At 37.1% G+C, this 23,448-nt stretch carries 43 protein-coding genes and 1 pseudogene; all 44 read right to left on the reverse strand.

Translation table 11 applies throughout. The features are described from left to right. Positions 1–9: 9 nt before the first annotated feature. Entirely contained in the window at positions 10–375 is a 366-nt protein-coding gene (locus IW492_RS02640; RefSeq protein ID WP_202064840.1) for a hypothetical protein, read from the reverse strand. Between the two features lie 11 nt (positions 376–386). After that, positions 387–794, reverse strand: a complete 408-nt coding sequence (locus tag IW492_RS02645) for a DUF6096 family protein (protein ID WP_202064842.1) — start codon at positions 792–794, stop codon at positions 387–389. Between the two features lie 68 nt (positions 795–862). Continuing rightward, on the reverse strand, positions 863–1,294 hold the full coding sequence (locus IW492_RS02650) for a phage tail tube protein (RefSeq protein ID WP_202064844.1): 432 nt from the start codon (positions 1,292–1,294) through the stop codon (positions 863–865). Between the two features lie 11 nt (positions 1,295–1,305). Continuing rightward, the gene (locus IW492_RS02655; protein ID WP_202064846.1) at positions 1,306–1,689 is read right to left on the reverse strand and encodes a hypothetical protein; all 384 of its coding nucleotides are present in this window, start codon (positions 1,687–1,689) and stop codon (positions 1,306–1,308) included. Continuing rightward, entirely contained in the window at positions 1,679–2,224 is a 546-nt protein-coding gene (locus tag IW492_RS02660; RefSeq protein WP_202064849.1) for an HK97 gp10 family phage protein, read from the reverse strand. The genes IW492_RS02655 and IW492_RS02660 overlap by 11 nt, the downstream gene beginning before the upstream one ends. Beyond that, the gene (locus IW492_RS02665) at positions 2,225–2,407 is read right to left on the reverse strand and encodes a hypothetical protein (protein WP_202064851.1); all 183 of its coding nucleotides are present in this window, start codon (positions 2,405–2,407) and stop codon (positions 2,225–2,227) included. Positions 2,408–2,422: 15 nt separating this feature from the next. Further along, positions 2,423–2,758, reverse strand: a complete 336-nt coding sequence (locus tag IW492_RS02670; protein WP_202065051.1) for a hypothetical protein — start codon at positions 2,756–2,758, stop codon at positions 2,423–2,425. A 2-nt stretch (positions 2,759–2,760) separates the two neighbouring features. Further along, on the reverse strand, positions 2,761–3,093 hold the full coding sequence (locus tag IW492_RS02675; RefSeq protein WP_202064855.1) for a phage head-tail connector protein: 333 nt from the start codon (positions 3,091–3,093) through the stop codon (positions 2,761–2,763). A gap of 15 nt (positions 3,094–3,108) precedes the next feature. Beyond that, a complete protein-coding gene (locus IW492_RS02680; protein WP_202064857.1) occupies positions 3,109–3,417 on the reverse strand; it encodes a hypothetical protein in 309 nt (102 codons plus the stop codon). Between the two features lie 10 nt (positions 3,418–3,427). After that, positions 3,428–4,531, reverse strand: coding sequence for a major capsid protein (locus tag IW492_RS02685; protein ID WP_202064866.1), 1,104 nt, complete (start codon positions 4,529–4,531; stop codon positions 3,428–3,430). An 11-nt stretch (positions 4,532–4,542) separates the two neighbouring features. After that, positions 4,543–4,935, reverse strand: a complete 393-nt coding sequence (locus IW492_RS02690; RefSeq protein WP_202064868.1) for a hypothetical protein — start codon at positions 4,933–4,935, stop codon at positions 4,543–4,545. Between the two features lie 11 nt (positions 4,936–4,946). Continuing rightward, complete coding sequence (locus IW492_RS02695; RefSeq protein ID WP_202064870.1) at positions 4,947–5,594, reverse strand: DUF4355 domain-containing protein; 648 nt, start codon at positions 5,592–5,594, stop codon at positions 4,947–4,949. A 191-nt stretch (positions 5,595–5,785) separates the two neighbouring features. Next, positions 5,786–6,058 (reverse strand): DUF2829 domain-containing protein, encoded by a 273-nt coding sequence (locus IW492_RS02700; protein WP_202064872.1) that lies wholly within the window; start codon positions 6,056–6,058, stop codon positions 5,786–5,788. Then, entirely contained in the window at positions 6,058–6,270 is a 213-nt protein-coding gene (locus IW492_RS02705; protein ID WP_202064874.1) for a Thoeris anti-defense Tad2 family protein, read from the reverse strand. The genes IW492_RS02700 and IW492_RS02705 overlap by 1 nt, the downstream gene beginning before the upstream one ends. 23 nt (positions 6,271–6,293) lie before the next feature. Next, positions 6,294–7,433, reverse strand: a complete 1,140-nt coding sequence (locus IW492_RS02710) for a minor capsid protein (RefSeq protein WP_202064875.1) — start codon at positions 7,431–7,433, stop codon at positions 6,294–6,296. Between the two features lie 12 nt (positions 7,434–7,445). Beyond that, the gene (locus IW492_RS02715) at positions 7,446–7,733 is read right to left on the reverse strand and encodes a ribosomal-processing cysteine protease Prp (RefSeq protein WP_202064876.1); all 288 of its coding nucleotides are present in this window, start codon (positions 7,731–7,733) and stop codon (positions 7,446–7,448) included. After that, on the reverse strand, positions 7,726–8,121 hold the full coding sequence (locus IW492_RS02720) for a phage portal protein (protein WP_236671750.1): 396 nt from the start codon (positions 8,119–8,121) through the stop codon (positions 7,726–7,728). The genes IW492_RS02715 and IW492_RS02720 overlap by 8 nt, the downstream gene beginning before the upstream one ends. Positions 8,122–8,364: 243 nt before the next feature. Beyond that, complete coding sequence (locus IW492_RS02725; protein WP_202064877.1) at positions 8,365–9,003, reverse strand: hypothetical protein; 639 nt, start codon at positions 9,001–9,003, stop codon at positions 8,365–8,367. A gap of 102 nt (positions 9,004–9,105) precedes the next feature. Continuing rightward, positions 9,106–10,140 (reverse strand): phage portal protein, encoded by a 1,035-nt coding sequence (locus IW492_RS02730; protein WP_202064883.1) that lies wholly within the window; start codon positions 10,138–10,140, stop codon positions 9,106–9,108. A gap of 14 nt (positions 10,141–10,154) precedes the next feature. Then, a complete protein-coding gene (locus IW492_RS02735; RefSeq protein ID WP_202064886.1) occupies positions 10,155–11,585 on the reverse strand; it encodes a DEAD/DEAH box helicase family protein in 1,431 nt (476 codons plus the stop codon). Then, entirely contained in the window at positions 11,578–12,420 is an 843-nt protein-coding gene (terS, locus tag IW492_RS02740; protein ID WP_202064888.1) for a phage terminase small subunit, read from the reverse strand. The genes IW492_RS02735 and terS overlap by 8 nt, the downstream gene beginning before the upstream one ends. A 71-nt stretch (positions 12,421–12,491) precedes the next feature. Further along, positions 12,492–12,728, reverse strand: coding sequence for a hypothetical protein (locus IW492_RS02745; RefSeq protein ID WP_202064890.1), 237 nt, complete (start codon positions 12,726–12,728; stop codon positions 12,492–12,494). Between the two features lie 133 nt (positions 12,729–12,861). Beyond that, positions 12,862–13,341, reverse strand: a complete 480-nt coding sequence (locus tag IW492_RS02750) for a QueT transporter family protein (protein ID WP_202064892.1) — start codon at positions 13,339–13,341, stop codon at positions 12,862–12,864. Beyond that, the gene (locus IW492_RS02755; RefSeq protein WP_202064895.1) at positions 13,338–14,042 is read right to left on the reverse strand and encodes a hypothetical protein; all 705 of its coding nucleotides are present in this window, start codon (positions 14,040–14,042) and stop codon (positions 13,338–13,340) included. Before IW492_RS02755 ends, IW492_RS02750 begins: the two co-directional genes overlap by 4 nt. A gap of 266 nt (positions 14,043–14,308) precedes the next feature. After that, positions 14,309–14,701: pseudogene (locus tag IW492_RS02760) on the reverse strand (DNA modification methylase); the annotation flags it as partial. Then, entirely contained in the window at positions 14,701–14,904 is a 204-nt protein-coding gene (locus tag IW492_RS02765) for a hypothetical protein (RefSeq protein WP_202064898.1), read from the reverse strand. The gene IW492_RS02765 and the pseudogene IW492_RS02760, both read right to left, overlap by 1 nt. Before the next feature lie 115 nt (positions 14,905–15,019). Further along, positions 15,020–15,490, reverse strand: a complete 471-nt coding sequence (locus IW492_RS02770) for an ArpU family transcriptional regulator (RefSeq protein WP_202064899.1) — start codon at positions 15,488–15,490, stop codon at positions 15,020–15,022. A gap of 64 nt (positions 15,491–15,554) precedes the next feature. Then, on the reverse strand, positions 15,555–15,728 hold the full coding sequence (locus IW492_RS02775) for a DUF6877 family protein (protein ID WP_330927513.1): 174 nt from the start codon (positions 15,726–15,728) through the stop codon (positions 15,555–15,557). A gap of 51 nt (positions 15,729–15,779) precedes the next feature. Continuing rightward, complete coding sequence (locus IW492_RS02780) at positions 15,780–16,271, reverse strand: hypothetical protein (RefSeq protein WP_202064900.1); 492 nt, start codon at positions 16,269–16,271, stop codon at positions 15,780–15,782. Between the two features lie 94 nt (positions 16,272–16,365). Then, complete coding sequence (locus IW492_RS02785; protein WP_202064901.1) at positions 16,366–16,614, reverse strand: hypothetical protein; 249 nt, start codon at positions 16,612–16,614, stop codon at positions 16,366–16,368. A 44-nt stretch (positions 16,615–16,658) separates the two neighbouring features. Further along, positions 16,659–16,931 carry a hypothetical protein gene (locus tag IW492_RS02790; protein WP_202064902.1) on the reverse strand — a complete coding sequence of 91 codons (273 nt, stop codon included), beginning with the start codon at positions 16,929–16,931 and terminating at the stop codon, positions 16,659–16,661. An 11-nt stretch (positions 16,932–16,942) separates the two neighbouring features. Next, entirely contained in the window at positions 16,943–17,725 is a 783-nt protein-coding gene (locus IW492_RS02795; RefSeq protein WP_202064904.1) for a DNA adenine methylase, read from the reverse strand. 58 nt (positions 17,726–17,783) lie between these two features. Further along, the gene (locus tag IW492_RS18280) at positions 17,784–17,906 is read right to left on the reverse strand and encodes a hypothetical protein (protein WP_269160905.1); all 123 of its coding nucleotides are present in this window, start codon (positions 17,904–17,906) and stop codon (positions 17,784–17,786) included. Beyond that, positions 17,903–18,490, reverse strand: a complete 588-nt coding sequence (locus IW492_RS02800; protein WP_202064906.1) for a hypothetical protein — start codon at positions 18,488–18,490, stop codon at positions 17,903–17,905. The genes IW492_RS18280 and IW492_RS02800 overlap by 4 nt, the downstream gene beginning before the upstream one ends. 2 nt (positions 18,491–18,492) lie before the next feature. After that, positions 18,493–18,720 (reverse strand): hypothetical protein, encoded by a 228-nt coding sequence (locus IW492_RS02805; RefSeq protein ID WP_202064908.1) that lies wholly within the window; start codon positions 18,718–18,720, stop codon positions 18,493–18,495. Then, positions 18,717–19,421 carry an HNH endonuclease gene (locus IW492_RS02810; RefSeq protein ID WP_202064910.1) on the reverse strand — a complete coding sequence of 235 codons (705 nt, stop codon included), beginning with the start codon at positions 19,419–19,421 and terminating at the stop codon, positions 18,717–18,719. Before IW492_RS02810 ends, IW492_RS02805 begins: the two co-directional genes overlap by 4 nt. Positions 19,422–19,460: 39 nt before the next feature. Next, on the reverse strand, positions 19,461–19,691 hold the full coding sequence (locus IW492_RS02815; RefSeq protein WP_202064912.1) for a hypothetical protein: 231 nt from the start codon (positions 19,689–19,691) through the stop codon (positions 19,461–19,463). Continuing rightward, on the reverse strand, positions 19,692–20,558 hold the full coding sequence (locus IW492_RS02820) for a tyrosine-type recombinase/integrase (RefSeq protein WP_202064913.1): 867 nt from the start codon (positions 20,556–20,558) through the stop codon (positions 19,692–19,694). Positions 20,559–20,565: 7 nt separating this feature from the next. Beyond that, on the reverse strand, positions 20,566–21,243 hold the full coding sequence (locus tag IW492_RS02825; RefSeq protein WP_202064915.1) for a hypothetical protein: 678 nt from the start codon (positions 21,241–21,243) through the stop codon (positions 20,566–20,568). Then, positions 21,240–22,070, reverse strand: a complete 831-nt coding sequence (locus tag IW492_RS02830) for a DUF3850 domain-containing protein (RefSeq protein ID WP_202064918.1) — start codon at positions 22,068–22,070, stop codon at positions 21,240–21,242. The genes IW492_RS02825 and IW492_RS02830 overlap by 4 nt, the downstream gene beginning before the upstream one ends. Then, complete coding sequence (locus IW492_RS02835; protein WP_202064920.1) at positions 22,067–22,480, reverse strand: YopX family protein; 414 nt, start codon at positions 22,478–22,480, stop codon at positions 22,067–22,069. The genes IW492_RS02830 and IW492_RS02835 overlap by 4 nt, the downstream gene beginning before the upstream one ends. Continuing rightward, positions 22,477–22,758: a hypothetical protein gene (locus IW492_RS02840; RefSeq protein ID WP_202064921.1), complete on the reverse strand. Its 282-nt coding sequence runs from the start codon at positions 22,756–22,758 to the stop codon at positions 22,477–22,479. The genes IW492_RS02835 and IW492_RS02840 overlap by 4 nt, the downstream gene beginning before the upstream one ends. Then, positions 22,759–22,992: a hypothetical protein gene (locus IW492_RS02845; protein ID WP_202064922.1), complete on the reverse strand. Its 234-nt coding sequence runs from the start codon at positions 22,990–22,992 to the stop codon at positions 22,759–22,761. After that, positions 22,989–23,447, reverse strand: a complete 459-nt coding sequence (locus tag IW492_RS02850; RefSeq protein WP_202064923.1) for a YopX family protein — start codon at positions 23,445–23,447, stop codon at positions 22,989–22,991. The genes IW492_RS02845 and IW492_RS02850 overlap by 4 nt, the downstream gene beginning before the upstream one ends. Between the last annotated feature and the right edge of the window lies 1 nt (position 23,448).

Consider the following 23,448-nt stretch of genomic DNA (forward strand, 5'->3'; position numbering starts at 1 on the left):
ATGTATGGATTACTTTTTCGCACGTTTTTCTCGTGTCTTTTTAATTGCGTTTGCGACTTCTAGCATTTTCATTTGATCAATTTTCCATTGAGGGAGCTCTTCTTTTTGCTTAGTATATCCAGTCTCTTGGACCCCTAATATCGGAAAAGCAGCTGCCTGTTTTGGCATTTTCTGCGGTGCATGGACCGAATAACTTGTTAAGTTCGCTTGAGCATAAGCCAACTGTGCTTGTTCCTTCAGTTCCTGAATCCGATTTTCTTTATAAGCTTCCACCTCTCGGATAATCTCTTGATAAGACAAGGACCAAAACCGATCTGCTTTAATTCCACATCGAATAGCTATCGGTTCCATATCCTCAAAGAGTTCGCTCAACATTAAGTATTCTTTTACAGGAGGCTGTCCTCTTGTTCCGGAACTTGTTCCGCTTCTTTGATCAGACTGATGTTTGTCCCATGTTGTGACTCTTCTGCCGTTTTCTTCTTGCCGAAAAAACCAGCATCCTCAATCAACTGCTGAGCAAACTCTAACAGATCCATGAAGTCTCCACCGTTGTCACAATATTCATCGAACAAATCCGGCATTTCTTGCATTTTTAAATTATGCGTTAATCGAGTAGCGCTACAATGGATCAATGTCAAAAGTTCCCCTAATCGTGGAAAATCCATTTTCATATCCGCCGTCATAAATAATTTTATTGGGTTCTTTTTAGCGACCCGCTCAAATTCTACAATTGCATTCCCGTCTAATTTACAAGTCAATTCTTTCTTTCCAAAGTTCAATTTACGTGCTTGCATACAATATTCCTCCTAGGTTTTAAGTAAAAATAAAAACCGGATTTCTCCGGTCTTATTGATTTATGCCATTATGCCACTGGTACGAAATCAGGTCCTGCTGACACTACAACTGACAGTGTAAACGTCAGAGCACCATTCACCTCAGCTCCGCCCATTTTTACAGCTGCTTCACCTGTAAAGTCAAAGGTACTGCCATCCGGAAATTTAACTTGCCAGTTCACTTGACCACCTGTTTCTGCCACAGTGTTTAATTCGTCATAAACAGTTGCATCATACAAAATACCGAACTGTAATGTGTCCGTATCTTGCAATCCTTTAATATATGTCTTCTTTGAATCTGCCAAGGTTGTCGTTTCTACTTGATCAGGATCGGACCCTAATTCCGGAGTGCTTTGTAAGCCGACGACCTCCGTAAAAGTTGGCGCACCGCCAACTTTGTAACTCAAAGTGGTATCTTTAGACAATAAGCCTGCAAATAGCTGTAAATCCATTTTTTTCATATTACTTCCTCCTAGTTTCGTGTAATTTGCAATGTGCGGTTATTGACCACTCCGCTTACGGTAATAATTTTTCTGTTTAAATTTTTGATGTTTGCATCTTTTACTCGAACGTCTGAAAAGCCCATTTGATTTATTGCTTGTTGGACACTCTCAGCAATCCGACCAATACCAGATTTATTTGTAAAAAGTTCAATCGTAATTGTCCATTGTGTTAAGAATTCGACTGTACTCTTATTTTTTCCAGCAGGTCTGGATTCGCAAGAATAAACCGCACAAGGCAACACTTTCCAATTTTCCGGATAAGTAGCAGCAACCGCTTTGATTTCTTCAATCTCCTTTAACGCTGCTACAATATCCGCTCGGATACTATAACGACTCATTCCATCAGTCGGCAAGGTCTCTCACCGCCTTGTCAATATGTTCTGCGTAAACTTCCTCGGCATACTCCGATACCTCTTTTAGCGCTGGGTATAGCGCTGGATGAGCAGGCTGTCCTCGTGTCATATAAAATTCAGTTCCTTGAATCTCAATGACTGGCATTCCGTAAAGTGCATTTAAATCTCGATCGACAGAATCGACAGGAAAGAACCAACGTCCTTGTGTATAAACAGGGTTGATACCTTCCGGCAAGTCCTTTTGCGATTCTTGGCCAACTTCACCAGTACCAAATTCAAAGAAAATGGCTTGCATCTTATCCGACCAGACTCGACCAACAATTTTATTCCCACCCGTCACCACTACTTCATTCTGATAAGAACCTGCTAACTCACCAGACGAGTGTTTCGCTGAACTTTGAATAGATAGCTGTGTTTTGCTTAAAACGTCATCTGTGAGCTCCCAAGTGGCATCCTTAGAAGCTTGTTCGATAGCCTTTGGCAAATTATTCAGCTTTGCCAGTAACGATTCTTTACCTCGAACAGTAACGCCCATCTAATCACCTTCTGTCGCTTTCCTAATAAAAGATGAACGATTCTTTGAAGGAGACAAAAGTTCTTTTACACGATCCTTATCAGGCTTGCCATTTCCTGCAGGGTATACATCGTCCTTTTTGTAGTTGTGCCCTCCATTTTTAGAATCATTAAATGGACGTAATACTTTATATTTTTCAGTCACAATCTCGCCTCCAATCTATAATCTTTCAAGTGTGACATTAACATGAGCCGAAAAAGTTTGAATAGCAATGATTTCAAAATCGGGCTTTTCTTCTTTCCCAACATATAAGCAGATGCCATCTTTTTCATTTTTTCCCTCTTTAATTTTGTCGCCTTGGTATTTGCATGATTTGATATAAGGTAGACGTTCACCATAGGTAGCTGCATCCGTTTTCCCTCCAGCTGATTGCACATTCATTTCGAGTTCCTTTGATTCGTCAGCGTATTCTGTAACTTCTTCACCTTCTTCATCAATTGAGACTATTCGCTGTTTCAAATAGACCGTTTCAAGATCCTTCTCTCTCAGGCGCATACTCATAAGGTCCTCACCGTCGCTAAACGATATTTGTTGAGTTTTACTCTAATTTTGGACGGGAGCCCAACCTCAAAAGATTGGGAGACACCACCCTCACTCCTAGCAGTCTCTCCCTCATTTCCTTCCATATTCAAATTGAAAATATAAAGTTCTTTTACTGAAATAGCCATATTTCCTGTTAATGTATCACGGTTACAGTAATCAAGAACTTCAAGTAATGCGTGTTCTAAATCATCCTTAAGAACCAATTTTTCTGTTTCATCAGTGATAGAATACTTTCTCTCCAGCTGTCCCTGTATCTTATCTAAAGCGATTTGATTTGTTTGATTCATAAGATATCACCCTTTTTACAAAGAAGTAATTCCGGCATTCAGCAACAATTCAATAATTTCTTCTCTTGTTACTTCTTCTGGAACTTCAATCTCTTTTTCTTTTGCAAGCTTTCTCAACTGAGTTTCTCTTACACCTTTAAAAGGCGATTCATCATCCTTTTTCTCTTCACATTTTTCAATAAAACTAAAATCATTGTGAGCAAAAGGGGATAATAAATGTTTGATTCTTTCATCATCCACTGCTTGTTCATCGAGTGGATACAAGTCGCCGACTTTGAATAAGTGACCATTTTCAATGAATTGTGATTTAACAATATATGACATAATAATCCTCCTATGGTTGTGCTACAGCATCAAGAATGAAAACTTTTTCCATGTTTTCAAATGTAGGTAAAGAAGTCATGGAAACTTTCGTTTCAACTTGAACTGGATCATCTTGATGCATTGTCGTAACTGCCACACCAGTGTCTACAATAGAAACATTAGATTTCCCACTGGTCATCAAATCAGATTCCTCTGGAGTAATTGCGAAGGCTGTATTGCCTAACGGTGTCCCTGGTAATAATGCAAACTTTTGATCCGGAACATATTTAACCCCATTCCCTGATTCATCCTCATAAAGTTTGTCATAAACAACAACATCCAGTCCAAGTTCTTCACGCAAATACTGCAACACTTTCTGTCTGCCAAGAATAATGTCTCCCCCGCCAAATACAGAAATAGTTTTGTTAATTTTTGTATTGGCAACAATTTGATTTAACGTAACTAAATTAGTGACAGCTCTCGTCGGCGTTTCTCCTGTATCCAATTCAATTTGTTCCTTAGCACGCTGAATGTCAAGAATAGGATTTGATTCGATTGAATCAGACCAAGAAATGGAAGCATTCCCCATATGCTTCGGATTAAACTCATAATCAAGTTCGTATTTCATACCGTTTCCTTCGACCTCTGCTTTTCCAGTCATTAACAACTGCATTCTCATTACTTCACGAGTAACAGCAGCGCCTAACACCAATTCTGTAATATCATCAAAAATCTTATTCAAAATAGTATCAATCATTATTTGATTACCGGAAGCAAGAACCAAGTTTAACTGTTGCCGTAAGTCCTCATCCACATACTTAGATTCCTTAAAGAAACCTAGTTTTGTCAATACCGTATCGAATTCTTTCCGACCACGAGGAACAGCCTTTGCACCAAAAGCTGAAGGTTTCAACAATTTAGGCGCTCCAGTTCCACCTTTTGCCCACTTTATTTCTGTCCCAATCTGCTTAGTATTTGGAAATAGTTCTTCTCCCAAAAACGGTGGCAATGTTTGAAGTTTTTCTGTCCAATATGCTGCAATCTCCGGAGAAGTGACAAAATCATAAATTGATTGTCCAGAAAACATTTGTAAATTCATTTCGCTACCAATATTTGCTAATACTTTTTTACCCATCAAAATCCCTCCTATGCATTCCGCTTAACGAAAGTAATTTTTCCGTCTAAAGCTGCTTTAACGTTGTCATCAATTTCAACACTGGATGCTAAACGCTTTTCATTTACAAAACCAAATACCAAAACTGTTCCGTTTTGAGTACCAGCTGTAACATCTACTTCATACAACAATACTCCTTGAATTTCTTCAATATTTGTTGTCATCTGTAATTCAGCCATTTCATTATCTAAAAAATCATCCGCCCCTCCAACAGGAGTGCCAGCTGGAATAATTTTCCGACCATTACTATCAGCTGTTATGTCAGTATCATTAATCTGTGCACCAAAAGCTTGAAACAATACTGTATTTGCTAAAATCTGTTTGCGGTTCTCTCCTTTAGTAACAACAGTTCCCATCTTTGCCATTGTAGTTCCTCCTAATTATTAAAGAATTTACTTTCTGTTTGTTGATTTAAATTTTGTTTTGCCAAACGTTGACCTGTTGAACCAACTTCATTTCCGCCCGTTCTGCTATTAAACGAACCAGGAGCACCAGCAGAATGAGCCAGACGTTTGTTTACAGCCTCCTCAACAGATTCTTGGAAAGACTTGCTTAATTCTTTGTAGGCTTCTTCCAATTGTTCAGGATCGCCACCACAAAGAGGAGCAAGCGTTTTGGAAAGAGAACTTGGTAACTGATCATCTGTCAGTCGCTTGATAATAGATGTTTCATCTCTATCTCTTTGAATAGCTTGACGCTCTTTAGCCAGTTGCTCCTTCTCTTTATCCAGCTCATATTTCGCTTGTTCTTCAGCAGTCATTTTCCCTTTTCGCTCAGCTTCTTTGATTCGTTCCTGAGCTTCAACATCCCATTTGTTTCGAGCAGTTGTTAATGATTTCTCAAGTTTCTTGTCGATATACGAATCTAGCTCAGATTGACTAGAGAACTTTATTTCACCTTCTCCAGCACCATCATCAGAACCACCTGGCTCTCCACCGGCTCCGTCCCCCCCGCTACCATCAGTAAATAGTTGCAGGTTTAATTCCAAATAATCTTTACATTTACTTAAAACAAAAGTTTTCATAAATCTTACTCTCCTCTTCCCATGCACAAATAAACGACATCACAAAAAGCACTCCATCCACGAGATTTCCCAGACACAGTGCTAAAATATTGCTTATTCAATTTATTCCCACATACGATTTTAGTTGTCTCACTTAATATTTAAAGCCCCAAGTAGGCAATGGGCTAACAGATAGGATGATATACCAATAGCTATCTAATAATCTCCCAATCATCTGCAAAAATATCTCCAATGCTTGGCACCCACATAGAATGAGAATTATCAGCATTCTTTATTTGTAAATAAGGCGCCACTTTGAATAAGTCTCCTTCTTTCATACTCCAAGCTTCAGCTGTCTGTTTATTGCATGGTATACCTTCCGGATATCCTTTTTGCATTACAATGAACATCCCTTTTCCATTCCAACCTAATCGAAATGCTTTTTCTCCAGATTTAATTAATGGTAATATTCTCTCGAAATTCATTATTCTACTACCTCCCAATCATCAGCGAACAATTCAATATTTGTTTCTCTCCAAGGAACTCGACCAAAGCGGCTTTCTACGTATAAATAAGGAGCTGTCATTTTACTGTGTTCATCAGGAAACTGAGCTTTAATAACAACATCTTTCTCCCACTGAGGCAGTCTCATCCCTTTACCTGTTTTAACTTGTTCAAATGCTTGTCCAAAATTCATCCTAATTCCTTCTTTCTATCATTTTATGCTGCTTTAAGCTTTTTCTTTTGTTTTTCAATTTCTTCCTGCGAATACCTCTTTTTGAGAATATTCATCCATCCATCATAAGTAGCAGATTGCTTAATTGTAAATGTTTCATTTGATATTGGATCATTGGCAGTTCTTATCCCTTTGGTTGTTCTTTCGCCGTGATAAGCAATAACGACTGTTCTGCACCATGGATGGAAGGGCGGGTAATTCCCTTTTTCTCCATTGACTACTGCTTCAGAAACTTTATAGACTTTGTCTTCTCTACTTTTTTTCTGACATATTTTTGATGTTCGGAGATCCAACACGACTACTAACTTGTAATGCTTTACACCTCGTGATTCCCATGCCTTCAATTTTGCTTGATTGGCCATATAATTTGCTTCGGTTCTAATCAAACGCCTTGCGACATTAATTGAACGATCAAATTCTTTTGCGATAGCTTTTGCCATTTCGAACTCAGACATTCCAGAAAGAGCTTCAACAGTGAATAGCTCTTCTAATCGCTTGGCTAGAGCCTCAGTGTCTCCCCATATTCGTTCAGAATAGTTAGAACCTAGCCACCTGGACTCTAATATGGTTCTTGTCTTTTGAATAGGAAGCTCTTTAAACTCATAAGTTCTATTTTTATTCCAAATTTCAAAGATTATGCCTTTATTACTAAGCTCGTGAACAAATTCTTCTGCCAAAGTGTCGTTGTAAGCTTCATGAATTTCAGAAATAAAAAAATCAGTAGTTTTGTTCAACTGAACATTAGCTACCCGATTCACCGTAATATGCATTTTTCCTTTTAAATCATCTAACCGAGTGATTCTACCTTTGGCTGCTAAAGCATTCAAAGTTCGTTTTGCTGATTGTTGTAATTCCGGATCAACTATCTTTTTTGCTATTGTTTGTAATTCTACTAAGCTACTTGGTGAAACTGATTCGTTCAAGATGCGTTTAAATTCGCTTGTTTCAAAACTATTTTTATTTTTCACTCGATTAAAAATCTTTTTTACCTGCGACGTAAGATAGTCCTGAGCTTTTAGATAAGCATTAGTAATTACTTGCTCGATATTATCTGTCCTAACTTGCGAAGCTTGTTCTTGTTTTAATGCTCTTTTTTTCCAGTAGGATAACTTTTTTTGAGCCATGATCCTGCCCTCTTATTCTGTAATAACCTTAACGTTATCGGGGTATTGTTCAGCAATTTGTTGCAATCCTTGGTAGAGTGTTTCGGTTAACAATTGAGCATCTTCGTTTTCTGACACAATAAAGAGGTTATCTATTTGATTAACTCCATTTCGCAGCATAAGCATGTTTGAGATCGTTACAAACAAAGCTGAAACAGCTGAACATACAATATCTGTTCCATGTTCGCTATGGTTTGCATGACCAGTTAACTGATAAGAAATAAACTGCTCCTTTTCTGCTTTAAATTTTGCTTTAATCATTTTCTCCATCTTCTCCTAACGGGTCATCTACATTAGAATGACTGCCTTCTGCAGCTATCCCATAAGCTTTTCTATTTAGTTGAATTTCTGCTTCTTTCTGTTTCTTTAGCATCTCCATCACTTCTTCCGGATTATCAATATCATCAAGCCATCCTAAACTAATTAACAAAGGTATAAACTCTTGTGATTCTTTAATTTGGTTGATGATATCCGATCTATTTATAGGCAGATAAGGTTTAAAACGTATCATAGTGCCTTCTACATCCACCTTGTGACCTTTTACCGTTAAAATGTTTTGCAATAGCTCTAACCGTTGAATAATGCCGTCTTCTAAATACCCGATTTTTATGGCTAAAACAAGCAGCAATCCAAATAGCTTATATTTCATGGCTTCCACCACTGTTATCGCAAAGGCTCTTTATCCTCTGCTTCTAGGAGTTTCCTCGCATTACGGTATGTCTTTTCATACCTAGGTCAGACTATCTCATCACCTACATCATTACATGTTTAGGTGTCGGATTTCTTGGATATTTTTCCATACAAAAAAGCAATCGATCATGATTGCTTTGCTTAGGATACTTTATCTAGTCGTTAAACCTTCCGATGTTTTCACATTCGGAGTGGTAATTGATTAGCTTGTTGTTTTCTTTAACCAACGTTCATGATGAACCAGATTGTATTCGGAAGGTTCAAGACCTTCTTTTTTAATTGTGTAATATCTATACCTTAAAGTAGGGAAGCTTATATCATGTTTTAAGCCTATTTTATCTAGGTACTCTCGCAATGCAATACCGTTTACAATTACATTTCTTCTTGTATTCCTTAGATTAATAGCAGGCGTTACGAATCTACAGTTATCAGGACCATAATTTTTGTTGTTATCAATTCTGTCCAACTGAAGTTCTGGTTTAAAACCGTTATCTTCACACCATGATAAAAAATTATTTATATCATGCCACTCATCTTCTACTTCAATACCTCTACCACCATAATGATTGTAAGCACTTTTTTTAGGATTGTAACATCTTGCCATCATTCCATTATAAGTGTCATAAGCGGGATGAAACCTCAATCCGTGTTTCGTGTTTCGTTTAACTAAAGTTTCTCTGTTTAAACATCCGCATGATTTAGTATTTCCTGTTTTAAGGCTATTCATCCTTACTTCTTTTTCATTACCACAATCACATTTTACCCAAGCATACATAATAGCTTTTTTACTTGGTTCTTTCTTTGAATACATTTCTAGTACAGTTAATCTACCATATTTCATCATGCACACCTCCAACACCATTATAACATATATGACGTTGAATAGGTTATATAAATAACAGTTTAGCTTTCCAATTTTAACCCGATTATCATTAAGCTATTTCTAGCAAAAGGGGCAAAGTCTACCCGATATGTTACCCGCAAATTGTTCATCGTTTAAATTTGGAACATAGGTCGTTTTATGAAAATCATCCAGTAGTGAATCTGCTAAAGTTTGGACCTCAGATTCCTGAAACGTATTAGTCACATACTCAGCACCTGTTCCATGCTCTTTGGCAGGAGCTTGAATTACATACTGACCATTCACTTTTTCTGGTTCTTCCTCAGGCAAGCCAAATCCATAGAGGAACATAATCGCTTTAACAAAATTCTCCTTGTCCTTAATGCGATCGGTTTGTAAAAGATTGTATTTATCAATCTGAGAGAGCTGCTGCTCGTAATCACCTTGTTTTTCTTCGTTATTTCTAAATTCAACAACTGGAACAGCTTGATAAAAATGTTCTTTGAATTTCGGCTGTTTGATCATATTATTCTGAGATAATTTTTTTGTCCTAGATAAATAAGTAATTACCCCTTTTTCAGTGTATACAGAGATTTCCCAAAACTTTTCTCTTTTAAGATCCCTTTTTTCAATCATTCGAACAGCAAAAAGCTTTGCACGTTCAATCGTATCATCTACCACTAAAAACATGCCTCGAGGATCGATCCAAGATATTTTCGGCACAGTTTCATTCGTTCCTGATTTAAGAGACAGATAGTGCAATTCCAACCCTACGCCCATTGTTGACAGACCTTTTTCGAGTTCTTTATCATGCTTCTTTATTCTCATTTTTTCCAAAACATCTAAGATGGGCTGTATTTCTTTACCTTTTGCTGCTGTATAAGAAATCGGCGACCCTACAATAAAACCAATCATCATGTCTGTAACGTACTTTGCATTATTTACGAATACCTCCCCTCTTTCGTGTGGAGTGGTTTGCGGTTCTTCATTTAATTTATGCGGGTTCCCTTCGTAGTAATCAAACAGCATTTTCAAACGAGGGATTTCTTTCTCGTGTTCCTCAATACAAAAATTAATTACTTCAAAACTTGGATTATTGATATCTCCAGCTAGTTCTCTATCAATAGCTATAGCCATTGCTCCACTCCTTTCTAATTCAGCCAAGACGGACGATTTGTAATCTTAGCTATTCTGCTCGGAGGCTCGTAAAAGGCAAGTGTCAATGCATCTGCGATATCCGGGCTTCCTACATTTCTCTTTTTCATGTCATCTTTACTTTCAAGTCGGATCTTACCTCGACTCGTTAACTTAAATTTCCGAGTGCTCAGTTCTTTTATTAGTGCACTGTTGTTCGGTAGCTCAATGATTGGCTCACCGCCATTTAAATTACTAGTCATGTTCTCTTCCAGCAATTCTTTAACGTTTCCCCATATTTGAGTACCCAAATTATCGTAATAATCATCTGTGGCACTGGAACCGTTATTTACAGGTATGATTTCAAAAGGCAGTTTTTCGTCTTCTACAATTTCTGACAAGCGGTCAGTAACACCTCCGCCAACTCCAGTATCATCAACCTTAATGATTATCTTAGAAAGAGTCGGGTATTTACTCATCAAATCTTTTGCCATCTTTATTACATAGCCAGTTGTTTTCATCGTGTCTTGTTTGGAATACTTTTCATATTCCAGTGCCTTCATAGCAAGTCGTGGAAAGAGTATTGTTAGGTCATCCCCAAATCTGGCAACATCGACACCGATATGAGCTGTTTTTACATTTTTAATTTGGTGGTCCTTCAGTTTCTTTCCAGAAGCAAGTTCAACAATTTCCAAACTGATAAACGAATCCAAAGCACCTTTAGGAAACTCACCATAGATTCGAACACGTACTACATCACTATCCTTGCCATATTTATTAATCAGCATGTCGATGTTGTCTTGATTTGTTCGCTTGCTGTCATAGCTTGAGACTTTGTGACATTTGTATTTTTCGCGGTCAACTGTGTGAGAATCATGAAACACACCTTCGATCCGGTTCGGATTGCCGCACATCAGCAGTTTATTATTCCCTCCGGATAAAGTACCCAAGATTGCTTCCATAATTGGATCTGCTACACCAGAAGCCTCATCAACAACAAAGAGCATGTTATCTTCATGAAATCCCTGCATATTCTCAGGTTTAGTAGCTGTCTTTGCAGTAGCAAACCACCGTTTTTCATCACCAACCATGTAAATTTTAGTTTTAGTCCACTTGAGGACATTTTTGATCAAGCTGTGGTCTAACCATTTAGCAATCTCAGCCCACAGCACATCATATAGCTGTTGCATTGTTGGTGCGGTTGCTACCACTTTCGCATAAGGAAAACATGTTAAAAACCATATGATTGCCCCAGCTTCTAATGCTGTTTTTCCGACACCTTGACCCGATCGAACTGAAATTCTTGGATGCTTGGCTAAGTCCAACAATACTTCTTTTTGCCAGTCGTCAGGTTCCATTAGAAGGATATCTTCAAAGAAAGCAACCGGGTCGGTTCGATAATATTCGATAGCATCTGCCAAATCTGAAAAAGGAGTAATTTCATTCATATGAATTCACTCTCCTGTTTGCAGCTTCTAATACAGCTGTCTTCCAATCAGTTGCATCTTCATTTCCAGCGCTAGAACCCTTTAGTTCCTCAATTTCAGCTTTCAACTTACCTATTTGTTGATTCATGAGTTCATTTCTATTTTCATATAACAAAGCTTCCTGCAGTTGTTTAACTGATCGTGTCAACTGATTACTAATACGAGTCAAAGCCTCTTCGATAGAAAGAATGTCGTTAATTTTCCTGAAAGTCTTCTCTTTCATTTCTGTCATTTGGAGTTCAGGAATAGAGATTTCAACTTGCTTACCTTTTCCCTCGACAACCTCTCTACGATCACGAAGTTCATACAAGATTTGTTGCTCTTTTTGATTGAGTCCCTTCTCTGCATCGCTAATGCGTTTCATCATTCGTCGCTGTCTGATTTTTAGAATCTTAATTTCTTCAGACAAAACAAAAAAAGGATCATCACTCATAGTTGAGTAAATGTTCCTCTCATCTTCTGACAACATATCAAAGAATATGGTTTCATGCTCTCCCGTTTTCACAGCATTTTTATTCCCGATTGGTGGAGAAGCCCGGCTATTCCCCTTATTTCCTTTAGCATTTTGGTTGCCTGGAGGAGCCCCGACTTTTTTTGTAGTACTACATTCATCATTTGAAGTACTGCAATTGTCGTTTCGTAGTACTTCATTCCATTTATCTCGTGATTTCCACGCCGAAATAGTTTTTTCCGGAACATCCAAAAGAGAGGCAAGCTTTCGATTGCTTATCTCTCCGTTACGTTCTATAAATATTTTCAGTGCTTCATCACGACGTGGGTCTCTTTTTCTAGCCATTCATTACTACACCACCTCACGATCATAGATTTTGAGTTTTGTTTCAGTTATCTTCTTTTATCCTAAGTTATTTATTTTTCAATTTCTTTCAACATCAAATCCGCTTCGATCAAAACTTTTAAATCTGAAATGCTGTTTAACTTTATATCTCCAGCTTTTAGATTTTTCAGCCATTGGCCTAACGCAACACGAATAATCTTCTTGTATTCATCGATTGATTCAGCTTTTTCCAATGCCTTCTCGATTTCATATTTCAACTGTTTTGCTTGGTCATCTATAAACTGAAATTCGTCATTATTGCTTTTCATTTGTGAAACGCCTCCCGCTATGTTTAAATAGTGAAAGACACTGAGTTGTCAAAACCTCGCGAGGTAGTTCTCAGTGTCTTCGGGGTGCTTCGCACTTTGTAGAAAGGGCTGGTGTTAGCGCATCAGCCTCTTTTTATTTGGTTAAGTCATAACGTTTAGAAATTACTTTCATCAAGATTATTCCAAGAATTTGTGATCCTAACTGTCCTAAAGCTACAGTGAACCATGTCATTAAAAATGGTAAATTAAGAACAAGGTTTAACTCAATCGCAACTAAGAAAGTAAAAAAAGTAGCTGAGATTGCTACGACAAGTTGCTTTATGAATTGATTTTTAATATTTTTATTTATAAAAATTGCAGCTCCTAAACCTAAAATAGATGTCCCTACTCCAAATACCAAATCATACCAGCCAAGTGGACTAAACATATTTGCGATAAACACTCCTAAAATAATTCCAAAGTAGTATTTTTTATTAAATGCTACTAGCTGATAAAGTGTGTTTGATAATCGTAGTTGAATTGCTCCAAAACTTGCTGCACCTAGCACTGTATTTATCACAACATACAACGCTGCTATTATTCCATTGATTGCAATATTTTTCTGTTTCTTCATGTGTTTCTTCCTTTCGCATCGATAAAATGTTGATATCTTATCCATTCTTTTAAATTGTTTGTATGAAGATTTTTTCTAATTCCTCTTTTGCTTTTAGGCTTTTCCTTAGAAATCATTTTTTCACCATCAAAAATGGCGCGTTTTCCAAATCTCTCGCCACCAGTCCAAGTGGACGAATCAACACTATAAAAACCGTACTGATAAGCATCTTGCCTCGTAAAAGCTAATCCGTGGACCTTGGTGTCTCTTTGGTTAGCGTACTTGACCATATTTTTTACTTTGTCATATTCACTTTGCTTGATTTCTCTATTTCCTAAACCGCCGATACAGATATAGTCATAATGAGATACAATTTCTTTGTAGGCTTCTATCCCTCTTGATTTATGCCAAACTGGAACACATTTCTTTCCCGTTTCTTTTTCAAGACGTTCTCTATAATCAAGGACCTTCTCATAACCTACAACAGAATCAATATCTAGTTCGATAAAATATTTAATATCATGTTTATTAATAAAAGCAATGTAAGAGTCTAAATATGTTTCAAAATCTATGCTTTTCGACTTACTTGAAAAAAGTGTAAAAGCTCCACTATCAAGCAAAAAATCTCCAGATTCATTCCTTTCAAGAATTAGCTTAAGTAATTCAGGGCGTTTCTCAATATTTTTAAGATAAAAAAAAGAACAAAGTACATATTTGCTCATATTTACTAACTCCCAATCTGCGACACTTCCATTATCGAAACTTGCTAACATAAGCTTCATAGTGTATTTACCAGCCATTCAACAAAAGTAAGATTTGATTCTGCTTCATTGAACTTCTTGTAACTTCTATCCATTGTTGAAACATCTTCTCTGGTAATCTTAATACTAGTTTCGCCCCACGACATTCTTTCTGCAGTTTCTTTAGGGGTTTCTACATTTAAATCTTCATATAGTTCTTCAATCTGTATTTCCTCATTTGAAAACAATGATAGTAGCTCTTCGATTTCAAACTCTGAAAAACCTGTCAAAGTCAAAAGTTCAGTATCTAACTCTGATATTAGTTTTGCCAATTTAACATTTTCCCATTTACCCTCAATCTTATTGAGAGCTAAATTAAGCGTCTTTTCTTTCTCGATAGGCAAATCTACAACAGATACCTCTATCTGGTCACAGAGACAAATTTGTTGAGCTACAGCTACACGTTGATGACCACCGACTAAGTTTCCAGTTTGTTTATTGAAAATTGGTGGATCGACAAACCCAAACTCTTCTAATGATCGTTTTAAACTTTCATATTCTTCCATTCCAGGTTCCAGATTAATTCTAGGATTATATTCTGCCGGTTTCAGTTCTGATAATTTCATTTTTGCTATTTCCATTATGATTCCTCCGTATAAAAATAGAGTGGTAATAAGTAATTAGCCACTCTGAATTCAGTATATTTTCTTTGTCTAGGATTTTCCAACAATGTTTTTGGTCGTTTAAACGTTGTATATTCTCGATCTTTTTCAACGATCTCGCAATTTAACTCAGGTTCCGTATATTGCCGACGATTCCAAGCTAATTTTACTTTTGCAATCATAGATGATTCTCCTCTGTCTATTTTTCGACACTATCATAATAACATCAAATTACCGAACCTAATCAGTACATTTACTGGATATTTTCCGTACTAGAACCCGATAAAAAACCGATTTCTAACGGAATTCTACAAGATCGAGTGCATCAGCGAACTGTATGATAGCCAATGCAGCATCCTGTGACACTAGATCCTCACTCACATTCAGCCGCTGAGCACACATATAGACGGCATCTCCTTTTATGTAACGATCGTAGAAAACCCGCTTACGCCTTTCGCAAATATCTGGCTTGAATGGATGCTGAATAGCAGAATAGCCCATGATGAAAAGATTGTGGAGATTCTCGAAATTCTCCTTTGCTTCCTCGTTCTCAATCAATATCTGTTCAGCCTCGGCATTATTTCCAATGCTGGTAGCAGGAGGAACCAAAGAAAAACTTGAGGTTATTTTTGGTTCCCGTGGCTGACCATAGCGTGATCTTGCTGCAAGATACGCTTTTAGAAACACCCCTACGTTGTATTTTGTCCGATCAAGATTGACGTCTTTTGGATCTGGAGTTTCATATTTGCTAACATCAAATAAGACCATGCTCCTTGATTCCTCCTATTGTGTTATAATTTAGCTGTCGGGCTGGGAGGAATCTCGGCTTTTTTTATTTCTCAGTTACTAATCCAGAATCAACTAAGTTTTTCAGGTATCTTAGTTGTTGTTTAATATACGGTTCTTCTTTACAGCACTGCAAGCGATAATTAACATCAGTTAGAATTTCTAAAGGAAAATCATATTTTTCAACTAAACTGTTGATTTCATCAATAGCTGCCAAAATAGCTGCCAATGGCTATCACCTCTTTTCCTTTCAAATCCCCCTCTCTTTTATTTAAACGCCACTTCTAAATGTTCGCTTGATCTCTTTCGCAAATAATGAATTGAGTTCATGATTCTTTGCGTCAATTCCTGATGAAGTTGCTGATCCTATTGTTGCTGAAATCATCTGTGAAGCAGCTTGTTTGATTACCCTTTCTTCTAAAAGTTTTTTCACTTCTTTGTACAATTCCCCTTTCGGAACAAAATTGAATTTGTATTTTTCAAAAAAGAGATCGTTCGACATTTGAAAGTAATCTAAAGCTAATTCAAATTTTGAATAGCTTTCGTAATATCCATACTTCGCTTTATAGTGACTCATATTAAAATCTTTGACAGTAGCTAGGTTCTTTTCTTCCACACGCATATCAAGAGCTGCTTTCTTGGCTGACTCCATATTCGGCTTGTCAGTGCAAATTCTTAATATTTTTTCTAATGCGATCGTTTGGCTTAATTCATCGCCTAATGCTTCAATGGCTAATACTGCTATTTTTGAAAGTTTACTCATTTTTATCTCTCCTTATCTTTATAATCTTTAAAAGCTACATAGATAAACTCTGCTGCTATTAATGTAATGAGCAGAGCTGTTAAGACTTCGAAGCTCATTGTTCATCACCGTCTGAGTTAAGTTCGTCTAGAATGTCATCTAAAGCTGTGCGTTCTCTTTTGAATTTCTTTCCACGCATTGGACAGTAATTGATTTTAGCTCGTTCGACGTCATCACCCATAATCACTAATTCTTTACTCTTAACATCTATAGCAGCTTCTTCATAGCCAGACTCCACTATTATTTTCCCTAGACAGGCATTTCCCAACTCCGTTTCTTTGACTTCACAATATTTACAGTTCATTCCGTCACACTCCTTCCAGTAATATACGCAGAATTATAGTAATGTCATTTGTTTGCCTTTTTCCATTCTATAAAATAGATAAAAATTTTTACGGGTCCGAAAATCAATAGCAGAAACACTGCAACACCTAACAAAACCACTCCGATGTTGAATACTTTTTCAACGATAGAAGCTGCCCAATCAACATTTGCTACAACTGCAGTCAAAAGGACTAACAAAAATATAAATGATATTGATACAAACATTTGAACAAATGCATTGATGATCAAATCATCCTTATATTTTAGAAAATACATAAATTTTTTTATTTTTTTCATAGTAACTCCTTTTACAGTAATGTCATTTGACCCGAAGACTCGTAGTTCATCCATAAGACTTCAGTTCTGCTCTGGCCGGATTCTGCTTGAGCATTGATATAGACTTTGTAACAATCGTTCAGGATCTCGTCATACAGTTCATTATCATATCCGGACAGGATGAATTTTCCTTTGAATTTCTTCAGCACTTCTAACAGTTCCGGTTGCTGATCGTCTTTCATGTCTGTTTCATAGTATCTGCCTTTGCGGGTTGATAACAGATACGGTGGATCGACATAAGCGAATACATCTTTTCTGCTGTATCGCTGCAGCAGCTTAACTGCATCTTGATTTTCTATCTGTGCGTGTTTGAGGCGGGCGGCTGCTTCCATTACCCTTTCAGGTATTTCGTTCCACTCATGTAACTTACCTCCGATTTTGTCTATATTTGAACGCCATCCGCTTTTATATCGTTGAACTCCACCCTGTGTCTGCCAAGACTGGACAAGAAATTTTCTGGCATTCTCTATCGGGTCTGAAGCCTCTTGATTGCTTGTTTGCTGTTCCTGTCTGCTGTGCGGTGTTAAGTAAGCTAGCTTCGCCAGTTTCTCTGGTTGATCCCTACAAACTTTGAAAAAGTTATATACACGTTCATTCAAATCGTTGATCGTTTCAATCTGTGACGGATCCTTTGAAAAGAAAACGGCGCCGGATCCGAAAAACGGTTCTAAATATGTCGTGTGACCTGGAATGTTCTCTATGATGATATCTGCAAGCCGCCACTTCGAGCCTGGATAATTTAATATTCGTTTCATATATTCACAAAGGAGTCAAAGCTTTGTTGTGCGCGCGCACTCCGCTCCTTTCGATTAGTTAAAATCCTTTGCGGTTCTTTTCTAACTCTTTAGCAATTTTTTTAAGATTGTCACTGCAATCTCTGATATTTGTATTTATCGCAAATAAAGCAATAACGATACCCAGCAGGTGTATTGTCACTCTCTTACCTCCTGTGCTGCTTCAAGTTCTTCAGCTGTCATGATTAAAACAAGATACAACGCACCTGTACATTTGTAATTTGAAGTGTTTAATACTTTATCGGATTTATAAACGACAACTACATCGCCGTCTTCATCCACATGCTGAGCGTATCCGATTTTGCCAGTCTTTTTATTTTGAACGATATCTCCGTTTTTGAATTCACTGTACTTGCGGTTTTTGCTGTGAAAATGCTCTGCACGTTTGAAGAGTCCGATTTCTTCGGCGGTGGCTTGTCTGTCTTTTCCAAAATAATCTTTATGCCAAACGTGCGCAGTTCCGAAAACCTTCTTTTTCTGATCGAAACAGTCAACAGTGTAAAGTTCTCTATCTTGACTGTATCCACGGATTTTATAAATGCGCTGATCTGGCGTGATGTAATACTCCCAGACCTTGAAAGTTTGCTGATTCCCTAACACTTCATCAAGAATAGATACACAGTTTTCAATGATTTCGTCAGGATCATACATATCTGAGTGAGGTGCCCTTAGTAACTCTTCGAGGTTATCTCTTACTGATTTCAGTTTTTCTTTCTGTTCTGTCATTGTCAGTCCTCCTGTCCGCACAGCTCGAAACAATCTTTAAATCGTTCGGCCGGAATCCCTAACCAATCGCCATCCTCAACATTATCGAGCATGACATCATAGTCGCTTGGGTTGTCTCTTCTTTCCCAGATACTATCTTTTTCAATTTCCATTTGCTCAGTAGGTTCATCATCGCGTTCTTCTGATTCGTAACGATCTACGAAAAATGGAATAACGCATTTATACTTCATCCCTGTTCCTCCTTCGTTGCATAATCCTTCCGCTTGTTCGTTCTTTTGTTGATTAAAACCTTCAATCTTGCCACATTGATAATAACTCTATTAAGTTCAATGTCAGTGCTTAATTGCTGAGTTGCTAACGAATTACTAGTATTTACGTCTAGCAATACTAGGTTTTCTAACTTCCAATTCGTTTCATCCCCGTCAAGATATTTCAAAGCGAATCCAGTGGGAATTTCCCCATTTTTTTCTTCCCAAACCACATGACTTTTTTTCATCCACTTGCTTTTATTATCACGAATAACTTTTATCCATTTCCTTTTTTTGCAATCTGTTCGTTCGCTTCCGATCAACAAATAATTAGGGTGTTCTTCGCCTGATTTATATCTCATATCTACACCGCTGACTATGTTTCTATGGCTATAAAAATTCTCCAATTGAGCAGGTGTAAATTCCTGGCAAAACTCTTTTTTTAATTGTGCCAGCATATCAATCTTCCTTATCCCTTTGTAATTCCGGAGAATAAAAGCTTGGACTTCTTCATCAAAAATTTGCTTGTACTGACCTCTTTTTTTGTAGCTCTTAATATTGTGTCTGTATTTAGCACTTTCTATTTGTTTCGTTGTCAGATCAATGTCAAACTCAAGTTTTAATGATTTTTGTAGCTCTTTTAACGTTTTACCTGCTGATTCCGACTTTAAATAATCAATCATCTTTTGACTCCATCTGATGTTTTTTCGCATCGCTTTTCCTCACTCAATCATTTTAGGTAGTTTTACATCAGAGCCCATATATTCTAACTTTAACTTTTCTGCTTCTAAAGACAATTTTGCATTGTCAATGATTTTACCAGCGATATCAGTCATCGCTTTTCCTCTGGCAGCTTCTTTTCTTAAAGCTTCATCAGATAATTTTTCATTATTCAATCGTTCAAGTTGTTCAAACATATGGTTATTAAGAGCTAGTAGTTTATTACTTTCCAATTAGATCGCCTCCATTAGTGCAATGATAGTCTCATTGTCCTTTTCCTCTTGTTCTTGCATCAGATGTATATAAACATCTTGTGTAATACTTAAGCTAGCATGCCCCAGACGTTTCGATACAGAAATCATTGGGATGCCTTGCATCAACAGCAAACTTCCGTGAGTGTGCCGCAATCCGTGAAATGAGATTGTTGGAATATCTAACGATTCACACAGTCTTTTTAATCGACGATTGATTTGCATCGAATAAATTGAATCCGGAAAAATCATTTTATTTTCTGTGATGTTATTCAAAAAAGTGTAGTGCTTGATTGCATCGATAGTGTTCTCATCTACAGAAATATTCCTAATGCTAGTTTTCGTTTTTGTTGTTTTGAATTTTTTAGTATATTTATAGTCGAATGTTTTGTTAACATGTATGGCTGATTCAAAGACATCAGCCGTTGTTAGACCTAAAATTTCAGCAAATCTCATCCCTGTTTTTAACGCTACAAGAATCATTAAATCGCATGGTCTTTCTAAAACTAACTGCGCAATCAATTTTTTTGCATCTGAAACTTCAAGATATTTTTTCTTTTTTGGCTTTTCTATGCCCGAAAATCGAACACCTGATGTAAAATCTCTCTTGATCTCTCCGTCCTCTAGCAAAGATTGAGAACAAGCTTTCATCTGTTGCAATATAGTTTTTACTGTCAATTTTCCATACTTTTTAGACAAAACATTCAGAAACACTTGGACGTTTTTTCTGGTTATCTGATCAACAGTCGCCTGTTTGAATTGTGCCTGAATCTTCTGATGTGTATTTTCATATTTTTTCCATGTCACTTCTTGAACAAAAGGCTTTCTGTACACCTCAGCCCATTCCATGAATGCATCACTGAATATCAAGTAACTCACCAACTCTGTTTTTAGCATCAATAAAATACTGAAGGCAATGTTCTAAAGTAGCGATGTTTTTCAAATCGTCTATTTCTCTATTGTTGCGAAGTTGGAAATTATATTCAAAAAGCGCATCGTTTTTCAATATTGTTGTCCTGTAATCTCGAATAGAAAAGGTTGCGTTAAACTCCTTAAATGCTGAAGAATAAGTAAGCGTTAATAGATACTTTTGCTCCTTAAATTCAGCCACGTTTTCTAACACTCCTTTGAACGGATGACGGTCAATTGCTCTATTGTCGTATTTTCTTTCAGCTGAATATGTTTTGTATTCTTCTCTTATGGCGTTTATTTCATCGACCGACAATGGAATTTCATCACTTGATGTTTTTTTATGAAAATATAATCTATCCCACTCTTCTTCGCAATTTAAATCTCTTGTAAATCTTAAGTTATTTTGATCACAGAATTCATGTAAACCTTTCCTCTCCAATTGTTCCGAAGTCTTGTGTTTCTCATAATCAATGTAGTTTGTCCCTAGTTCGATTATTTCCAAAATTTCTTGACCCAATATCTTTTTTCTTCGAAATTTCATTTTGCACCTTGGGCAACACAGTGGTGCTTCAGCACTGTATATTTCTTTATTACATCTTGAACAAATCGTCAAACTATTCATTTTTTATCCTCCTTCACCAGCACTATTCCAAGCACTACGTATCCAGGCTTCTGTTCATAATCAGTCATACAAGTCACTCGGACTCTGCACTCTCTGCCTGTGAACTCTCCTGTATGTGAGTCGATCGGATCATATTCTCTGAGAACAAGAATATTCCCTATTTGATAATTCCTGTCATTTTTGCGAATTTCAAATGTCTTGATGCCTTTTGCTACAGCATCAAAATAATCAACATGAAGTTTTAGTATTTGATATTTCTGCTCCTGTTTCGCGGTGTAGTTGCCAGTTAGCCATGCTTGCAAATATTTTTCTTGATTCTTAATATCTTGTTCTGTAGTGTCGTTGTCATGCAACCAGTCACCTACATTATTTTCTAATTCTGCAGCGGTTCTCATTGAATGATACGGTGTTCTATAATCGCCTTTGTATTCTTCCATCCAATCAGCAACAAACTCAGGAATCTCAACAGGCTTGTTCTGCTCTTCGAATAGCTCAATGATTCTGCAAGCGTGATGTCTCACAACTGGCTCAGATTCTTCCGCATTATCGCATCTCCAAGAATCTTCGACAAAATCTTTGAGATATGAAACGATTTTGTCTTCAACCTCTCTTCGTCTCTTAGCATCTATTGGGGTGTTCGTATTACTTGCTGCACTCGCTAGCGAATCATAAGCACCAGCTTTCTTCCGCAAATCTTCCTGCTCTGCTTGGATTTCTTTCAAGTCTTTCAATACAGTGTTTTTTTCAACAATTTCTATATCAGTTCCGCTTAGTGTGACTATTGATTTTTTCTCATATTTCTTGATCTTTTCCTCTACCTTACTCATCCCAACACCTCCAGAAGTTCATGATTTTCGTACATGTTGCCAATAACAAACAATTCAGTCGAATGGTCATAAGTGCTTGATACATCAGCAAAACTAAAACTGTCTAAAGGTGATATTCCATCAATGTAAAAGTAATAGCAATCTTCAGTCACGACTCCTATATATCCAAACTCTCCATCTTCGTACCGGACAATATCTCTTTCGTAAATCTCAACGCCGTTCTTGTCTTTTAAGCCTGTGTATTGCATTAATACGAATGGTTTATGCCAGTAATCCGTTTCCTGTTCTTTGTTTGGGCTAGTAACTCCGCTATCGAAGTAAACAGTCTCTCCCTTAAAATCAATGGATGTTATGTTGTATTCCATTTCTTTGGTAGGCTCACTCCACGCCCGAAACTTAATTTCTCTCATTCTGCTTCACTCTCCTCGATAAATGCTGACAAATCATTTTTCATTACATCAAAAGCGCTTGTATGGCCAACGACTATAAAAGCTGGTTCTCCGTCATGAAATAATTCTTGCAAAGAGTGTTTGTAATACTCACATTCCTTAATTCTATTTGTCCAATGATCGAGCTCTAGCCCTTTTATATATTTCCCTGAGACGCCTAGATAAATAAAATATCCCACTGACGGATGACCAGCCCATCGATTTAAGACTATGTCACCTTTTTTAAATTTAGAACTCATTCACTCATCCTCCTCGTCATCATCTATATATTGACCTTCATCGAAAATACTACACGCCATTTGACCGTCGTCATTTTCTGTTTCTCCCAGGCAATCTTCATCAAGAAATGCCACATAGCCGATTGGATAAAGAGTTACGCAGTCTTTGTGATAATAGTCATCCCTTACTTCGATCACTTCATCGTTCCACTCAAACGGCTCTAAGCATGCTGCACATTCAATAAGTCTACTCATTCTGATACCTCCAGTAATTCAGGGTTCTCCCAAAAGGTCCCCACCCATTCCATTTTTGAAACGTCAGATATGCCTTTATCATCAATGCATGGAAACAAATCAAAACCTCGCCATTCAAATACCACAGCTGTGATTCGAACTTTTGAATATTCGCCTACGAATTCTGGATGATTTCTGACTTCACGATCAAGAGTCTTTATTCGGATTCTGAAAATACGAACCTCTCCATCTGGCAATGTTAGTTTTACCAAGTCGTCATCAAATAATTCACAATTATTTCTATCGAATTCACCAATTGACTGCATGATATGAAAAGGGTAACCATCTAAAACATCTGAAAAATCTCTAATTATTTCACCATAATCTCTCTCTGACAGAATTGTCTTAACAATAAATTCATGATTTAACATTTGCTTGGACTCTACATTCCAAGCTCTAAATTTATTACCTATCAAA

The organism is Enterococcus sp. BWB1-3 (assembly GCF_016745275.1).
Classification (GTDB): Bacteria; Bacillota; Bacilli; order Lactobacillales; family Enterococcaceae; genus Enterococcus_L.